The following is a 14,413-nucleotide window of genomic DNA, read 5'->3' on the forward strand; positions in this document are numbered from 1 at the left end:
CGAAGCCGACGGCGTCAGCGCAGGGTGAGCGGGGTCTCGGTAGTGACGTGGGTCAGCTTCTCGGGGTTGCGGATGAAGTAGAGCCCGGTGATGCGGGCGTCCTCGACACGAACAGCCATGACGCCGTCGAGCTGGCCGCCCACATATACGGCGAGTGCGGGGCTGCCGTTGACCACGGTGGGCTCCCAGGTGATGGTGGCCTCGACTTTGGCGGAGCCGCCGAGGTAGAAACGGACGATCTTCTCGGCGCCGATGACCGGATGCAGCGCGGCCCTCTTGAAGCCGCCGCCGTCGCTGAGCAGAACGACGTCGGGGGCGAGTACGTCGAGGAGGTCCTGCGGGTTCCCGGTCTCGATGGCGCGCTGGAAGGACTCCAGGGCCGCCCGGGTCTCGCTCAGGGAGGCCGTTCTGCGGGGGCGGCGAGCGCCGACGTGCCGGCGGGCGCGGTGCGCGATCTGGCGGACGGCATCGGGGCTCTTGCCGACAGCCTCGGCGATCTCGTCGTAGCCGACCTCGAAGACCTCGCGCAGTACGAACACCGCCCGCTCGGTCGGGGAAAGGCTTTCGAGGACGAGCATCATCGCCATCGACATGCTCTCGGCGAGTTCGATGTCCTCGGCCACGTCCGGCGTGGTGATCAGCGGTTCGGGCAGCCATTGGCCGACGTATGCCTCACGGCGGCGCTTCATGGTGCGCAGCCGGTTGAGCGCCTGCCGGGTTGTGATCCGCACGAGGTATGCCCGCTGGTCGCTCACCTGTCCCAGGTCGGCCCTGACCCAGCGTAGCCAGGTCTCCTGGAGGACGTCTTCGGCGTCGGCCGCCGATCCGAGCATCTCGTAGGCGACGGTGAACAGCAGGTTGCGGTGGGCGACGAACGCTTCGGTCGATAGGTCGGTGGTGTGGTCGGTCATATCTCGGTCTCTCTCGCTCGAATGCCAGGTCAGGCTGCCCGCCCCGCGTGGCCGACGCCCCGCCGTTTCTTGGCTGCGGCAGTTGCCGGCGGTGCTGTCCCTTGGGCCAGGCGCGCACGATGACATCGGTGTTCTCAGCTATGGACGGCTCCTCCGTTTTCCAGAGGGCGGACCGTCTTATCGATGGACGGAGCGGACCGTCTTATCGATGGACGGATCCGGCGCGGCGGCCAGGCGGCGCTTGCGCTTGGGCAGGCCGAAGGTCGGGTGCGAGGTGCCCCACAGCGCCCCCTTTTCGATGGCCGCCTTGATCCCCGCGGCCTTCCGTCCGCCCATGTACTTCGGCTTTGCCTGCCCTTCGTCGTCGACCGACTGCCAGAGCCCGTCTCGCCGCCCGAGGCTGATGGCGTTGTACAGGTAGACCAGCTTGACGTTCGCGATCTTGCGGCCGGTCAGGCGTCCCACGATCGCCTCGATGGCCTGTCGGCCGGTATAGCCGGCCGAGCCGCAGGACATCGGCAGCGGACGGCCGTTGTCGCCGAGGGCATGGACACTGTCGCCGATGGCGTAGACGTTCGGGTGCGAGACCGACCGCATGGTGCGGTCGACGACGATCCGGCCGTTCCCGGTGACCTCCAGTCCGCAGGCGGCGGCGATGGGGTTGACCGCGAACCCGGCCGTCCACACGGTTGCGTCGGAGGCCAGGGCGGTGCCGTCGGCGCACAGCACCCGCGTTGCTTCGACGGCTTCGACGCTGGTGTGCTCCAGGACGGTGATGCCCAATCGGTCGCACGCCTGGCGCAGGTGGCCGCGGGCTCCGGCGGAGAGCCGGGCGCCCAGCTCACCTCGGGCGATCAGCGCCACCGACAGGCCGGGCCGGGCTTCGGCGATCTCGGTGGCGGTCTCGATGCCGGTCAACCCGTCGCCGACGACCACCACACTCCCGCCTCCGCCCCGCCCGCCCCGCCCGCCCAGGCCGTCCAGGCGCTCGCGCAGACGCAGCGCCGAGGGCCTGGCGGCGACGTCGAAGGCGTGCTCGGCCACGCCGGGGACGCCGTGGTCGTCGCCGTGGCTGCCGAGCGCGTACACAAGCGTGTCGTAGCCGAGGTCGCCGCCGTCGGCGTCGGCCACGGCGACGACCTGGCGCTCGGGGTCGACGGCGGTGACACGGGCCACGCGCAGCCGGATCCCCGTGCCCGCGAAGACATCGGCGAGCTGCGGAGCCTCGATGTCCCGGCCGGCCGCCAGCTGGTTCAGCCGCAGCCGCTGGACGAAGTCCGGCACGGCGTTGACCACGGTGATCTCGGTGTCCGCCGGGGACAGCCGACGGGCCAGGTTCCCGGCCACGTAGGCCCCGGCGTAGCCGGCGCCGAGGACGACGATGCTGTGCTTCATGAGTTGCTCCTGTCGGCTCGCTTGCTTCCGGTGAGTTGAGTGGAACGGCGCCCCGATTGCTGACGGGAACTGACACCTGCGTATCCGCTGCCGATCACGACCGCCTCGATCCTCTCGGTCATGTTGTCTCCTCTGTCTCGAGGGGTTCGGCCTCAAGACACCGCGCGACCGATCGCTGTGACAGCCTGTGAGGCAGATCACTCCACGGGTGTGGGCTCGGCACGCGAAGTCCGCACTCACCTCCACACGGGCCCGCGGCCGGATCGGCAGGCACCGGCCGAAGCTCACCGCGGACCAGGCCGCACTCGCCCAACGGCTCTACGACGAGCGGGAGAAGACCGTCCATCAGATCGCGACATGTTCGGCGTGCCGAGGTCGATGGCGTACGGGCACCTCGGCAAAACCACGACCGCGCCGCGCCAAACGAAGAAGACTGCGGTGACGAAGCCCTGAAAGCTACCGGCGGGTTACCGGACGGTCGCTTCGTAGCGGACCGCGAGTTTGTCGGAGCATGTCGCCACGGCGCGGTGTCTTTTGAGGGCGGTTGATGCCGAAGCGGAAGCGGCCTGAAGGTCCCGGGAAGCCGGGGTAATTCGTAGGCGGCCGTGGTCCACGGCTTCCTACGCTTCCCCCATGCCATCAGAACTACAGCGGATCAACTCGTTCCTGTCGGTCTTCGCCCTCCGCCAGGCGGCGCGCACCGTCGGCCTCACCCATCCCCTCGCAAGGGAGTCGGGCCCTCGGAGCATCCCGGTGAATCCCGTCGCGCCGGAGTTCTTACCGACGGACATGATGAAGGGGCCCACCCAGAAACGACAGGACGAGATCATCGCGGACACTCCACCGCACCGCGGAGCGGGGTTCGTCACCAAGGCCATCCTCCCCGTGGACGGCAGTCTGGGCATGGAGCGTTGACGCGTGCGGAAACCGGGCCTTATCCCGTTGATGGTCAGCATCTTCACTGTCGACCTGGGAACGAGCATGACCGCGGTCGCACTTCCCCTGCTCCTGATCCGCGACTACGGAACCACTTTGGCCGCGGGCCTGACCCTGGCCATCAGGCTGGTTCCCAGCATTGTCGCCGGGCCGATCGTGGGCAGGCTCCTGGCCAGGCGGGATCCACGCCATATCGCCATGATCAGCTCGCTCCTCTCCGCACTGTTCGCCGCGCTCATCCCGGTGTGCGGGGCACTGTGGCAGGTCCAGATCCTCACGCTCGGCATCGGCCTCGCCGCGATGCTCGCGGGCCCGGCCCGGCTCGTCCTGCGTCCCGCGGTGGTGAGCGACGGCGAGGAGCGGCGCGGCAACGGCCTGCTCATGGCCGCTCAGCGGGTGTCCACCCTCTCCGGTCCCCCGCTGGTCGGCGTCATCATCGCCATCGGCTGGCCGCTGTGGATCGCCTTCCTCATCGAGGCAGCGACCGCACTCGTCGCGGCGGTCATGATGCTCCGGGTCCCACCCTTGCCGCCGACCGCAGGCGAGGAAGCCGAGTCCACGGGCGCCATGGACCGCAGGGTGCTCAGGACGGCGTACATCACCAGCACCCGGGCGCTCTTACGCGTCATCTCAGCCGACGCGTTCATCCGCGGCGCGACCCTCACCTCGTTCAGCTATCTCCTGGCCGTGACACTCGGCCGGATGATGCTGGTCGTCATGGGCACGCAGCACTACTCCGACATATCCGGGTTCTACGGCTGGATGCTGGCCGCGATGGGCGTGGGCGGTCTGTGCGGAAGCCTGCTCATAGGGCACTTCAAGCAGAGGAGCACGGGCACCCTCTACGTCGCCGCCATGCTGATCGAGGCAGGGGGGTGGCTGTCCCTGCCGTGGCTGCCGAACTTCTTCGCCGCGATGGCCGTGATGCTCACCATCGGGATCATGGAGTCGGCCGGCTACGTCCTGTACTACGCCGAGGTCCAGGTCCGGATCCCGCGCTCCGTCATGGGCTACTACTACGCCGCCTTGATCCCCGTGGGCGATGCCTGCATGTTCCTGGGGAGCGCCTTCGGCGCATGGCTCGCGGGCACGTCCGTCTCGGCCGCGGCAATGATCGTGGCCAGTGTGATGGGAATTCCGATCCTCCTCACCGCTCGCTGGTACTTCACGCCGCCGCCGGGCGACATCAGCGAGACCGTTTCGATGCGCGACAGCGCGAAATCCGCGGAGAGAAGGGAAGGATCGGCAGCGAGCCGGCCCAGGCCTCGGGAAGCGGGCAGGCCATAGCCGGACAGCATCCAGTAGCCGTGCAGCAGTCCGCGTTCGGCGCGGGTGGCGCCGGTGCGGTCGTGGCGGCGCATCTCCACCTCGCCGTAGTAGAAATCCGCCGCCCCGGCCCAAACAGGAAGCCATCCACACCGTGACACCCGGCGGCGGCACGGCCTGGGCCATGATCTTGGGGCTATCGCAGGCTCCTGAGCAGCTGGCGGACGCATGGCGAGCCGTCCCTCCCAAAGCCGGGCGCCTGCTGTCCGTTCTCTGAGCAACCGAGACCTGCCGACCGCTGCGGCGCCTCCCGAACTGCTGACGAATGCTGTTCCTCGTCGCATACAGGGCCACCTTCAGCGATGCCTCCGCCAGGCGCCGCGATCCGGCCCTGTCTGGCTCTCCGCGAGCTTGACCAGTTGCCTGCAGCGTGCTGCTGTGCTGCGCGAATCCGCCCGCGACCGGCTCAGCTTCGTTCTCGCCGCCGTGCACGACCTGAGCACCCACGACCAGCGCCATCTGCTGCTGGACGACCTCGATCACAGCCGCGCCACTCTCCTCGTGCGCCGCACCGGCAAGCCCGTCCACACTGTCTACCTGGACGAACTCACCTACCGCCTGGCACGGCAGTGGCTGGCGGAACGCCACCGGCGCTGGCCCGCCACCACCAGTCCCTATCTGCTGGTCACCGCCCATACCGCCGCCGACGACACTCAGCCACCGGTGTCACTCCAGGCGATCCACAAGCCCCTGCGCGCTCACGGCCACCAGGCCGGCTGCCTGCGCGTGGACCGCATCCTGGACGAGGCCCAGCAGACCGACGACCCGCTCCACCTCATCCGCCTCTCTCCCCGCACCGCCATGAAGTACATCCACGCCGCGCGCCCACACCGTAGGCAGCCCGACCCGATCACGTCCTGCACAGCACGAGTAGGAGTGTGAGGTACTTGGGCACTCCGACTTGGGACGTTGCGGTGGTTGAGCACGGCCCGACAGTCCTACGGTGCGGGTACTTGGGCAGCGGTCAGGCTGTCCGTCGGCACGAACTGCGCACTCCACTCGCGTGCCTGCGGCCTCGGCGAGTGAGTCGAGCGGCCACCGAGGGGCACTGGCCCTTGTTCCTGCCCACGGTGATGACACGATTCTGGGTGATCTGCGGTACGGGCACCCGGGCGCTCGCCGCGTAGGTTTACGCGGTCGGCCACGCAAGCGGTCGGAGCACCCCGAAGTGAGCCGAGGCGGCCACCTCCGCCCCCGCATCCGCGAATACTTGGCTAGCCACGCGATTACTGCTACGTTAATCATGTGGCCAGCCACATTTTCTCTTGGACTTCCCCCGCAGAACTGAGGAGACCCCATGGGTGTGCCATCAGAGGGGGCCATATTGACCGTGGAGGAGCGACCCCATGTCCCACGAGAACTCTCAAGTGAAGCCTCCGATCAATCAACGCGTGCTGACCCTCGGCATCACCCCTGATGCGCTTTCGCCGGACGATTTTCCGCCGGGTGTTGCGACGCTCGAGGAGCTGCTCGCCATGAGGAAGCGCAGCTGGGCTGCGCTCCAGGCCACAGGCATCGACGGCGAGGAGGGCTATGTCAGCCTGGACCCCGACGAGGCTGAGGCCGAGCTGCGCCGGCTGTTCGACGGGCATTTTTTCGGGGTGGTGCTCATCGGCGGCGGCATCAGGAATGTCCCGGAGTACACCGTCCTGTTCGAACGGATCGTCAACGTGCTCATCGACCTCCAGCCCGACATCCGGCTGAGCTTCAGCTCGCATCCAACGAACGTGCCCGAGGCGCTGCAACGCTGGCTCAAGAGGTCCTGACAAAGTCATCTCACGGAGCCAGGCGTTGGACGTGGCGGTGGGTGATTCTGGGGCGGCCGACGGCGCCGGCCACGGCCGGGACCTTGTCCAGCAGCGGCAGCAACTGCGTGGCGCCGTTGCGGTTTCCTCCGGTCAGCGACACCGCGAGCGGGTGCTCCACCTCTTTCCACTGCCCGTCCAGCAGTAGGCCCCGCAGGTGCACCCCCGCCCCGCCGACGCTGATTCGCCCGTGCGAGCGGCTCGAACACATCGTCGCGAAGTCCTCCAGTCCGCACCGGACTTCAGGTGTCACACACCGGTCAATGGCACAGCCCCGCGACCGGACACGCCACCGACAAACGAACCTCACCAAGCCCTGCCTCTCGTGCGCCAAGCCTTGAACAGGCGGGAGGGGTGTTGACGCATCAACGGTTGAAGTTCGGTGGCACCCCTCCCGCATGCGCCGCCCCGCACAGCGGGAGCTCCCACCACAGAAATGATCAGCCCGATCAGGAGCCACACATGCTTGAAGGATTCGAAGACCGTTATGCCGACGTGAACGGCACCCGGCTCCACTACGTCATCGGCGGCGAAGGCGAGCCACTGGTCCTCATGGACGGGTTTCCGCGCACCTGGCACGGCCTCCACAAGATCATGACCCCCTTGGCCAAACACTTCCGCGTCATCGCCGTGGACTACCGCGGTCAGGGAGAGTCGGACAAGCCCGAGAGCGGCTACGACAAGAAGAACATGGCCAAGGACGTCTACGAACTGGTCCGCGGCCTGGGCCACGAGGAGGTGAACATTGCCGGTGGTGACATCGGTGCGATGGTCGCCTACAGCTTCGCCGCCAACTATCCGCAGGCCACCAAGAAGCTCGCCCTGTGGGAAGGCGCACCCTTCTCGCAGATGTTCCAGGACTTCGCCAAGCCGTTCCCCAGGCCCGGTGATCTGAACCTGTGGATATACCCGTTGAGCCAGGTCGAGGGACTGCCCGCCAAACTTCTCGCGGGGCGGTTTCGGCACGTGATCGACTGGTCGGCCGAACACCTCGCGCTCCACCCGGAACGGATCAGCGAGGAGAGCCGGGCCATCTACGCCCAGGCCTACGACACACCCGAGGCGCTGACCGCGGGCTTCGGCGTATTCCACACCTTCCACCAGGATGTGGCCGAGAACGACTCATATCCCCCGCTGGAGATGCCCGCCTTGGCTATCGCCCATCAGGGCGCCGACTTCATGCGGCCAATGATGGAAGGCAAGGCCAACGACATCCGCTACAGCGGCATCGAGGACAGCGGCCACTTCGTCGCGGAGGAACAGCCGGAGGCCCTGGTAGCTGAACTGGAAAAGTTCTTCGGCTGACTCCCCACCCAGTGAGCGGCTCGAGTCGCAAGCTCCCAGAGCCGGCAAGCTCGTCACCAGCGCCACTGCCTATCCCCGCTCGAGCAGGCGGCCACGGCCCAGCAGGTCAGCGACGCCGGGCACGTGCGGGCAAGCTCGTCCTGACCGCCAACCCGGACCTCGTCGAGCGGCTCCGCGCCGGTGCGCCGCTGAACACCCCCGACCCGGCGACCTTCTACGGCGGCGGAGCGGCCGGCTACACCGACTACCCCACCCACACGGTCTCAGGAACCGAACCATGCCCACCCCCGAACCCCACATCCCCACGACTGCCGGCAGGACCGATGAGCTACGCGATCTTCCAGCTCGCGCGCGCTCACCGCGCCTCCGCCGCCGCCATGCTCCGCGAGATGGACCTGCATCCCGGACAGGAACTGCTCCTGATGCAACTCCTGGACCGGGACGGCCAGACCCAGTCCGAGCTTCTCGAAAGCGTCGGCCTGGCCGCCGGCTCGGCTCACCGGGCTCTTTCCGAAACCGGGGTGCAAGCCGAAGGGAGTTACTCAGACTCTTCCCGCGGTAGCGCGCGGCTGTTGAGCGCGTCGGCGATGGCGTAGGCGGTGCGGACGAAGGACTCCGCCTGCTGCGCCGACAGGTCCTGTGCGGAGGTCTCCTCCAGGGCCCGCCACATGGCCGCCAGGGGCTCGCGCATCGCCCGGCCCTTGTCGGTGAGGTGGACGACCATGACGCGCCGGTCGTGTTCGGCCGGATATGGCGCGCCGCCCCGCTCACTCCGGTACGTCAGGGCGAACGGGCTGAGCGGGGCCTCAGCGTCAGGGGCAAGCGCGAGCTGTCCCGGTGCAGGCAAGCGGAACTCGCCCGGGGGAAAGGGCAACACCCCTCCCACGGGGATGTCGAGCCCTTCCCCGTCGCCAGCCAGGCTCCACATCGAGGACGGCCGCATCACCCGCGTCCCGTCCACCGTCGGCCCCCGCAAGCTCCTGCGGGCCGGCGTTGACCCGCGCCGCGCACCCGCCCACCACAGGCCCGCCCCTTGAGCGCCCCGGGCCGACGGCACCCACGTACCCGGCCACCCCTGCCCCGCCCACCCAATCCCCCACCACTGACCTGATGGAAAGTGAGACCCCCATGACCACCACCTCCCCCGTCCTCGTCGTCGGCGCGACCGGCTCCCTCGGCGGCAAGGTCGTCGACGAACTGCTCAAGCGTGGCAAGAACGTCCGCGCCCTGGTCCGGCCGACCACCGACGCGAGCAGGCTCGAAAGCCGGGGTGTCGAGATCGCCCGCGGCGACATGCTCGACCTCGACTCGCTCGTCGCCGCCATGAACGGCGCCGACGCCGTCATCACCACCGCCGCCGGCTACACCCGCGGCGGCAAGAACGCCCATGACATCGACACCGTCGGCAACGCCAACCTCGCCGAGGCCGCCCACCGCACCGGCATCCGGCGGTTCGTCCTGACCAGCATCCTCACCAGCGACCAGACACCCCAAGTCCCGCACTTCTGGCACAAGAAGGTCGCCGAGGACAAGCTCGAACAGCTCGGCGTCCCCTTCGTCGCCCTGCGCCCGGGTGCCTTCCTCGACCAGATCGCAACCATGGCGGGCAACCCGCTCGACAAGGGCCGCCTGATCTGGATGGCCAAGGCCACCGTCCCGCTGACCTTCGTCCACACCTCCGATCTCGCGGCGTACCTGGCGGCCGCCGTCGACGCCGAGGCCGACAACGGTGAGCGCATCGACATCGGCTGGGACCGTCCGGTCAGCATGCGCGAGATGGCCGACCTGATGGGCAGCCGGGCCGGAAAGAAGATCAAGGTGTGGGCCGTCCCCTCCGCCGTCGTCCGCGCCGCAGGAACCGTCGCCGGCGGCTTCATGCCCCTGGTCAAGGACATGGCCGCGATGTTCGGCTGGTTCGACACCGGACGCTACGTCGCCGACCCCCGCCGCCAGGAGCAGCTGTTCGGCCCCGTCCCCACGGCCGATGACACCCTCCGCCGGTACACCGACGAGCTGGGCACGGCGCAGCACCGGTGACCGGCGCGCATCCCATCCCTCGCCGCCCGGCGGCCTGCCCAGGACGCCTCGGGCCTATCCCTTCTGGTCGAACCACTCCACAACCATTTCCGGCCGAGCCGAACGGGTGACGGGGCGCATGCTCAGGGCTCCCCCAGCCGGGACGAGGGGGCCCGAAGTCCTGCGATGGCGGGGCTTCGCCGAGTGTCCCCCATTGACGATCAGATGTCCGCAACTGACTGAACGATTCGCCGGATGTCGACGGAAGATCGAGAGGTGCTGCGGCGACCACCTCGCTGCGGACCGCAGTGTGGCGACTCTGCGGCTCGTACTCGATACGTAAGGAACTGACATGGACAAGCGTGCAGCGTCCACAGGCGCCCCCTCTGCGGCGATGCGAGCGGTCGTCGTCACTCAGCCCGGCGGCCTGGATGCCCTTCAGGTCACCACGGTGCCGATGCCCGAGCCGCAGCCCGGATGGGTGCGCATCAAGGTGAAGGCGTTCGGCGTCAATGAGTCCGAGGTCACCACCCGAAAGGGTGAGTCGGATGCGGAGGTTACCTACCCGCGGATCCCCGGCATCGAGGGCGTCGGTGTGGTCGATCAGGCCGACGAAGACAGCGGGCTGCGCCCGGGGCAGCAGGTGGCGACCATGATGGGCGGCATGGGCCGGTCCTTCGACGGCTCGTACGCGCAGTACGTGACCGTCCCCGCGGATCAGGTCATCCCGTTCGAGACCGGCCTCCCGTGGGAAGTGGCCGGCGCGCTGCCGGAGATGTTCCAGACCGCCTACGGCTCCCTCGTCACGGGCCTCGGTCTGCAGGCGGGGCAGACCCTGCTGATCCGCGGCGGCACCTCCACGGTCGGGCTGAGCGCGGCCACGATCGCGAAGGACCTCGGAGCCACCGTGCTGTCCACCACCCGCAGCCCGGACCGAGCCGGGGAACTGCGGGGCGTGGGTGTCGACCATCCACTGATCGACAACGGCACCATCGCCGACCAGGTGCGTGAGCTGATACCGGACGGCGTCGACGCCGTACTGGAACTGGTGGGCTGCTCGGTCCTCGCCGACACCTTCCGCATCGTCCGCCGCCACGGCACCGTCTGCTTCACCGGAGCCCTGGCGGGCCAGTGGACGATCCCCGACTTCACCCCGTTCATGATCCCCATCGGGGTACGGCTGACCAGCTACGCGGGCGGGGCCGCCGACCTGCCCGCTCAGGTGTTCCAGGAGCACCTGCAAGCCATCGCCGCCGGGCGGCTCAAAGCCCCGGTCGCGAAGGTCTACCACGGCCTGGAGCAGGTTCGCGAGGCCCAGGCCGACGTCGAGGCCAGCACCACGCCGGGCAAGCACGTGGTGCTGCTCGACGACTGAGAAACACACCCATCCGCGCCGGCCGGAGCCGGCCGACGGCGGCATACACGAAAAGGAGACTGTCATGGGCGTCAACAAGGAAGAAATCAGCAAGACCATCCTGGAACTGGAGAAGTCCTTCAACGAGCGGTTCAGCGTCGGCGACAACCGCGGCTACCTCGACAACTACGCCGAGGAGATCAGCTACTTCGACCCGATCGAAAAGGACCTGGTCGTCGGCCGTGACGCGACCGTCGCCCACATCGAGGCGATCTACTCCAACCCGCACATCGTGCGCAACGAGTACCTCAACCCCGTCGTGCACGTCAGCGACGGCGGTGACTTCGCCCTCCTGGCCTACAACCTGAACACCTACGTGCTCGACGACAGCGGCAACGAGCGCCAGCTGCGCGCCTGGAACGCCACCGAGGCGTACCGGCTGATCGACGGCGAGTGGCGCATCGTGCACTCCAACTGGGCGTTCGCCCAGACCGCGACAGGCGCGATCGCGTCCTGACCGGGGACCCAAGGTGACCACCCCCGGCCAGTGAGCGCGAACGAAGGAGGCGGTCGGCCCTGGCCCGTCCCCCGCTCCGGACGCGATCAAGGCCGAGGCGGCCATGGGGATGCCGGCTTGTGCCGCGCCCGCCTCACATGCCGATCCTGGTTTCGCGGGCCGCGAAGGCGGCCGGGGTGAGACCGGTGTGGCCACGGAAGAAGCGGCCGAAGTTCGCGGGATCGGTGAACCCGAGATGGACGGCCACAGCCCGGGCGTCCCAACCGCCACCTCTCAGCAGGCGCCGGGCTTCGAGCAGCCGCCGCTCGTCGATGACCTCACGCACCCCCTTGCCGGTGACGTCCCGGGCCGCGCGGCTGAGGGTGCGAACCGAACAGCCGAGCAGCCCGGCATAGTCCGCAGCCCGGTGCAGTTCCCGGAAGTGCAGCTCCAGGGCGTCCACGAACCGTGCGTACGTATCCCTGCGTCCCGTGCCGCCCGCCAACGCACCGTCGGAGGTGACGTCCGGGGAGCTGGCAAGGCGCAGCAGCAGCGATTCGAGCAGGCTGCGCCGCAGGGCGTGGTGGACATCGAGCCGGCGCCGCCCCAGTGCACGGTGCTCGTCCAGGAGCTGGAGCGCCGTCTGCCGCAGCCAGGCCGCGTCATCGGGGTGCGGGCTGAGAACGGCAGGGGCCTCGTGCGCGGTGAGCGGGGCGAGCAGGCGGGCGGCGTCGGATGTCAGCACGTCCGGCTCGAACAGGATGAACAAGCCGCGGGCGGCGCCCGGCGGATGCCAGCACTGCGCGTGCCCGGGACGCACCCACAGCCACTGGCCGCACGCGACGATCCGCGTGACGTGGTCGACGTCATGGAGCAGCTCCCCCTCGGTGACGAGGATCAGGTAGTGGAAGGTGGCGCGGCCTGGACGGGGCGGATTCCACGGCCAGTCGTCGTGCTCGGCGAAGAAGTCCTCGACGGTGCTCACCTCCAGGCCGTAGGGAGTGCCGACGGGGGGCTGGAAACCGTACAGCGGAACCGTGGCCTGCTCGGCCTGCCCGCTGCGTCCGACGCGCGGAGACCGCTTGGGGTGTCGCTTTCCGACCATCACGTGTCCGCAGTTTACCGCCCGTCTTGCCCGCGTCGATGGAAAGGATGGGGGCGCGCCCTACGCATCCTTGGCCGACGCCCCTGCCCGCCACCACCCGAGGAAGGAAAAACTCATGAACGGATCGACCCTGCAGACCTTCGCCGCCGAGTGCGCGGAGGAACTTCCCGGAGCCCAGCTGGAGCATCCCTTCGGCCCGGACTGGGAGGTCTTCAAGGTACGAGGCAAGGTGTTCATGCTGATGACCGAGGTCCCCGGGCGCCCCGTCGTGATCCTCAAGGCGGACCCCGGCGAGGCCCACGCTCTCCGAGAACACAACAGCCACATCACTCCCGGCTACCACATGAACAAGAAGCACTGGATCACGCTGGAGGGCGGGACAGACGTCGAAAAGAACCTCGTCAAGGAACTCGTCACCGACTCCTACCTGCTCGTCGTCGCCGGCCTGCCCAAGGCCGAGCAGCCCGTCGACCCGCACACCTACGGCACCAGCACGCGGGCGGCCCGGTGAGCGCGGCCGGTGACCGCCTCCAGGACACCGCCCGCAAGGCGGCCCTCGCCCTGCCCGACGTCAGTCGCGGCCGCCCCTTCACCCCCGGACTCGACGTGTACAAGGTCGCGGACAAGGTGTTCCTGATCGTCACCGACGACCCGGACGAACAGATCATCACGGTCAAGTGCGAGCCCGAGCACGCGCGGGCACTGAAGCGCGGCTACGCCTCGATCACCCCGGGCCGCTATCTCGACAAGAGGCACTGGATCTCGCTGGGGCCCGGGCGGGGCATCACGAAGCAGCTGACCAACGATGCGGTCGAACACTCCTACGACCTGGTCATCGACAGTCTGTCAAAGAGCGAGCGCCCGCAGCGAGCCGGGCCGCCCGGTCAGTCATCCGCACCACCACGGTGACCGAGCGCGCCGCCTGCTCACACGACCGCAGCCGGTCCGCGGCTCCGCGGCCAGCCACAGAGCCGCGGACCGGACCTCGAAGCCGTCGAGAACATCCTCGGCGAAGTCGGCCCGGGCACTGATGGTCGCCGCTGCACGGCCCGGCACGGCGATCCGCTGGTCCACTCCCTGCGCGCGTTCCCGCAGCGCACGGCCGGGCCGTCCCAGGATCCGCAGCACCGTGGCTCCGGGCAGCACGGTCAGCTGCCCGATCGTCCGCATTCCCAGGGCACGACGCGTCTTGGCCTGGGAATGCCGGATCCCGTACAACTCGCCGACCGGAAGTGGCCAAGGACGTCCGCGGTGTCGGACGCCGGCACGTGAAGGACGCCGCTCGCCCCCGTACGCGAGGACGCCATGGCGGCAACGCTCCAGGAAGAGCCGATCCCCACGACCATGCCCAGGCTGAACGAAGCAGCCGTCTGAAGCCCAGCCGCTGCGCCAGACCGACCGGGCCGACACCGAACAGCCACAGAGCGCCGCCTACCTGGGCAACGGCCGCCGACGGTGCCAACGACTGGGCGAGCGGGGTAACCCGCTCGATCACCTCCATGAGCTCCCCGAGCCCTTCGCCCTGGCGAAGCCTCACGTGGAAGAAGACCGCCTCCTTCACCACACCCTCCCGAGCACAGGCCGTACGAGTCCCTGCTGCCTACTGCTGGTGGCCCCAACGGCCGTGACGGTCTGACTTACCGCTCGTCAGGGTGATGGTGCTCCCGGTTCCAGGGCGCGCGGCAGCGAGGGCTCGCTACGAAGAGTCACGACCTGTTCGTGCTCTTCGCCAAGGAGCCGCCGTGCGCCCTGCCCTCAACGTCC

At 68.7% G+C, this 14,413-nt stretch carries 16 protein-coding genes and 3 pseudogenes; 12 read left to right on the forward strand and 7 right to left on the reverse strand.

The genetic code is table 11. The features are described from left to right. Positions 1-14: 14 nt before the first annotated feature. Both ACZ6TU_RS33575 and ACZ6TU_RS33580 read right to left on the reverse strand, forming a co-directional pair. Positions 15-911, reverse strand: a complete 897-nt coding sequence (locus ACZ6TU_RS33575) for an RNA polymerase sigma-70 factor (RefSeq protein WP_469552658.1) — start codon at positions 909-911, stop codon at positions 15-17. Between the two features lie 177 nt (positions 912-1,088). Continuing rightward, positions 1,089-2,306: an NAD(P)/FAD-dependent oxidoreductase gene (locus ACZ6TU_RS33580; protein ID WP_467679535.1), complete on the reverse strand. Its 1,218-nt coding sequence runs from the start codon at positions 2,304-2,306 to the stop codon at positions 1,089-1,091. A gap of 633 nt (positions 2,307-2,939) precedes the next feature. Between ACZ6TU_RS33580 and ACZ6TU_RS33585 the strand changes: the two genes are divergently transcribed. Together ACZ6TU_RS33585 and ACZ6TU_RS33590 are read left to right on the forward strand one after the other, a co-directional pair. Further along, complete coding sequence (locus ACZ6TU_RS33585) at positions 2,940-3,221, forward strand: hypothetical protein (protein ID WP_467679537.1); 282 nt, start codon at positions 2,940-2,942, stop codon at positions 3,219-3,221. Between the two features lie 30 nt (positions 3,222-3,251). Next, entirely contained in the window at positions 3,252-4,529 is a 1,278-nt protein-coding gene (locus ACZ6TU_RS33590; protein ID WP_467679539.1) for an MFS transporter, read from the forward strand. On the opposite strand, the pseudogene ACZ6TU_RS33595 reads toward ACZ6TU_RS33590, so the two are convergent. Then, positions 4,487-4,636: pseudogene (locus tag ACZ6TU_RS33595) on the reverse strand (pentapeptide repeat-containing protein); the annotation flags it as partial. The gene ACZ6TU_RS33590 and the pseudogene ACZ6TU_RS33595 sit on opposite strands and share 43 nt — an antisense overlap. 310 nt (positions 4,637-4,946) lie before the next feature. Here ACZ6TU_RS33595 and ACZ6TU_RS33600 point away from each other — a divergent pair. Both ACZ6TU_RS33600 and ACZ6TU_RS33605 read left to right on the forward strand, forming a co-directional pair. Then, positions 4,947-5,450 (forward strand): site-specific integrase, encoded by a 504-nt coding sequence (locus tag ACZ6TU_RS33600; RefSeq protein WP_467679541.1) that lies wholly within the window; start codon positions 4,947-4,949, stop codon positions 5,448-5,450. A gap of 464 nt (positions 5,451-5,914) precedes the next feature. Further along, positions 5,915-6,334, forward strand: coding sequence for a hypothetical protein (locus ACZ6TU_RS33605; RefSeq protein WP_467679543.1), 420 nt, complete (start codon positions 5,915-5,917; stop codon positions 6,332-6,334). 46 nt (positions 6,335-6,380) lie between these two features. Here the strand turns inward: ACZ6TU_RS33605 and ACZ6TU_RS33610 are convergent. Beyond that, positions 6,381-6,485, reverse strand: a pseudogene (locus ACZ6TU_RS33610) (IS5/IS1182 family transposase); the annotation flags it as partial. A gap of 350 nt (positions 6,486-6,835) precedes the next feature. Here ACZ6TU_RS33610 and ACZ6TU_RS33615 point away from each other — a divergent pair. From ACZ6TU_RS33615 to ACZ6TU_RS33625, 3 genes and pseudogenes are all read left to right on the forward strand, one after another. Then, positions 6,836-7,678, forward strand: a complete 843-nt coding sequence (locus tag ACZ6TU_RS33615) for an alpha/beta fold hydrolase (RefSeq protein ID WP_467679545.1) — start codon at positions 6,836-6,838, stop codon at positions 7,676-7,678. 128 nt (positions 7,679-7,806) lie between these two features. Beyond that, a pseudogene (locus ACZ6TU_RS33620) lies at positions 7,807-7,938 on the forward strand (alkene reductase); the annotation flags it as partial. A 63-nt stretch (positions 7,939-8,001) separates the two neighbouring features. Then, complete coding sequence (locus ACZ6TU_RS33625; protein WP_467679841.1) at positions 8,002-8,274, forward strand: hypothetical protein; 273 nt, start codon at positions 8,002-8,004, stop codon at positions 8,272-8,274. Here ACZ6TU_RS33625 and ACZ6TU_RS33630 read toward each other — a convergent pair. Beyond that, on the reverse strand, positions 8,217-8,525 hold the full coding sequence (locus tag ACZ6TU_RS33630) for a hypothetical protein (protein ID WP_467679547.1): 309 nt from the start codon (positions 8,523-8,525) through the stop codon (positions 8,217-8,219). The genes ACZ6TU_RS33625 and ACZ6TU_RS33630 overlap by 58 nt on opposite strands. 281 nt (positions 8,526-8,806) lie before the next feature. Here ACZ6TU_RS33630 and ACZ6TU_RS33635 point away from each other — a divergent pair, with 281 nt between their 5' ends. From ACZ6TU_RS33635 to ACZ6TU_RS33645, 3 genes are all read left to right on the forward strand, one after another. Further along, entirely contained in the window at positions 8,807-9,715 is a 909-nt protein-coding gene (locus ACZ6TU_RS33635) for an SDR family oxidoreductase (protein ID WP_467679549.1), read from the forward strand. 373 nt (positions 9,716-10,088) lie between these two features. Further along, positions 10,089-11,069, forward strand: a complete 981-nt coding sequence (locus ACZ6TU_RS33640; RefSeq protein ID WP_469552813.1) for an alcohol dehydrogenase catalytic domain-containing protein — start codon at positions 10,089-10,091, stop codon at positions 11,067-11,069. 64 nt (positions 11,070-11,133) lie between these two features. Then, a complete protein-coding gene (locus tag ACZ6TU_RS33645) occupies positions 11,134-11,565 on the forward strand; it encodes a YybH family protein (RefSeq protein ID WP_469552661.1) in 432 nt (143 codons plus the stop codon). 133 nt (positions 11,566-11,698) lie between these two features. On the opposite strand, the gene ACZ6TU_RS33650 is transcribed toward ACZ6TU_RS33645, so the two are convergent. Continuing rightward, on the reverse strand, positions 11,699-12,652 hold the full coding sequence (locus ACZ6TU_RS33650) for a helix-turn-helix domain-containing protein (RefSeq protein ID WP_467679552.1): 954 nt from the start codon (positions 12,650-12,652) through the stop codon (positions 11,699-11,701). A gap of 112 nt (positions 12,653-12,764) precedes the next feature. On the opposite strand from ACZ6TU_RS33650, the gene ACZ6TU_RS33655 reads away from it, so the two are divergent. Then, positions 12,765-13,160 (forward strand): MmcQ/YjbR family DNA-binding protein, encoded by a 396-nt coding sequence (locus tag ACZ6TU_RS33655; RefSeq protein ID WP_469552662.1) that lies wholly within the window; start codon positions 12,765-12,767, stop codon positions 13,158-13,160. Next, complete coding sequence (locus ACZ6TU_RS33660; RefSeq protein ID WP_467679555.1) at positions 13,157-13,558, forward strand: MmcQ/YjbR family DNA-binding protein; 402 nt, start codon at positions 13,157-13,159, stop codon at positions 13,556-13,558. The genes ACZ6TU_RS33655 and ACZ6TU_RS33660 overlap by 4 nt, the downstream gene beginning before the upstream one ends. Here the strand turns inward: ACZ6TU_RS33660 and ACZ6TU_RS33665 are convergent. Then, positions 13,538-13,819: a hypothetical protein gene (locus ACZ6TU_RS33665; protein WP_467679557.1), complete on the reverse strand. Its 282-nt coding sequence runs from the start codon at positions 13,817-13,819 to the stop codon at positions 13,538-13,540. The genes ACZ6TU_RS33660 and ACZ6TU_RS33665 overlap by 21 nt on opposite strands. Positions 13,820-14,413 lie beyond the last annotated feature (594 nt).

The sequence above is a fragment of the Streptomyces sp. NPDC052064 genome (assembly GCF_055585925.1).

Excerpts from the sequence above, each read along its gene's own strand:
- ACZ6TU_RS33575 (WP_469552658.1), bottom strand. The coding sequence starts at position 911 with ATGACCGACCACACCACCGACCTATCGACCGAAGCGTTCGTCGCCCAC.
- ACZ6TU_RS33580 (WP_467679535.1), bottom strand. The coding sequence starts at position 2,306 with ATGAAGCACAGCATCGTCGTCCTCGGCGCCGGCTACGCCGGGGCCTAC.
- ACZ6TU_RS33585 (WP_467679537.1), top strand. The coding sequence starts at position 2,940 with ATGCCATCAGAACTACAGCGGATCAACTCGTTCCTGTCGGTCTTCGCC.
- ACZ6TU_RS33590 (WP_467679539.1), top strand. The coding sequence starts at position 3,252 with ATGGTCAGCATCTTCACTGTCGACCTGGGAACGAGCATGACCGCGGTC.
- ACZ6TU_RS33605 (WP_467679543.1), top strand. The coding sequence starts at position 5,915 with ATGTCCCACGAGAACTCTCAAGTGAAGCCTCCGATCAATCAACGCGTG.
- ACZ6TU_RS33615 (WP_467679545.1), top strand. The coding sequence starts at position 6,836 with ATGCTTGAAGGATTCGAAGACCGTTATGCCGACGTGAACGGCACCCGG.
- ACZ6TU_RS33625 (WP_467679841.1), top strand. The coding sequence starts at position 8,002 with ATGAGCTACGCGATCTTCCAGCTCGCGCGCGCTCACCGCGCCTCCGCC.
- ACZ6TU_RS33635 (WP_467679549.1), top strand. The coding sequence starts at position 8,807 with ATGACCACCACCTCCCCCGTCCTCGTCGTCGGCGCGACCGGCTCCCTC.
- ACZ6TU_RS33640 (WP_469552813.1), top strand. The coding sequence starts at position 10,089 with ATGCGAGCGGTCGTCGTCACTCAGCCCGGCGGCCTGGATGCCCTTCAG.
- ACZ6TU_RS33645 (WP_469552661.1), top strand. The coding sequence starts at position 11,134 with ATGGGCGTCAACAAGGAAGAAATCAGCAAGACCATCCTGGAACTGGAG.
- ACZ6TU_RS33655 (WP_469552662.1), top strand. The coding sequence starts at position 12,765 with ATGAACGGATCGACCCTGCAGACCTTCGCCGCCGAGTGCGCGGAGGAA.
- ACZ6TU_RS33665 (WP_467679557.1), bottom strand. The coding sequence starts at position 13,819 with ATGCGGACGATCGGGCAGCTGACCGTGCTGCCCGGAGCCACGGTGCTG.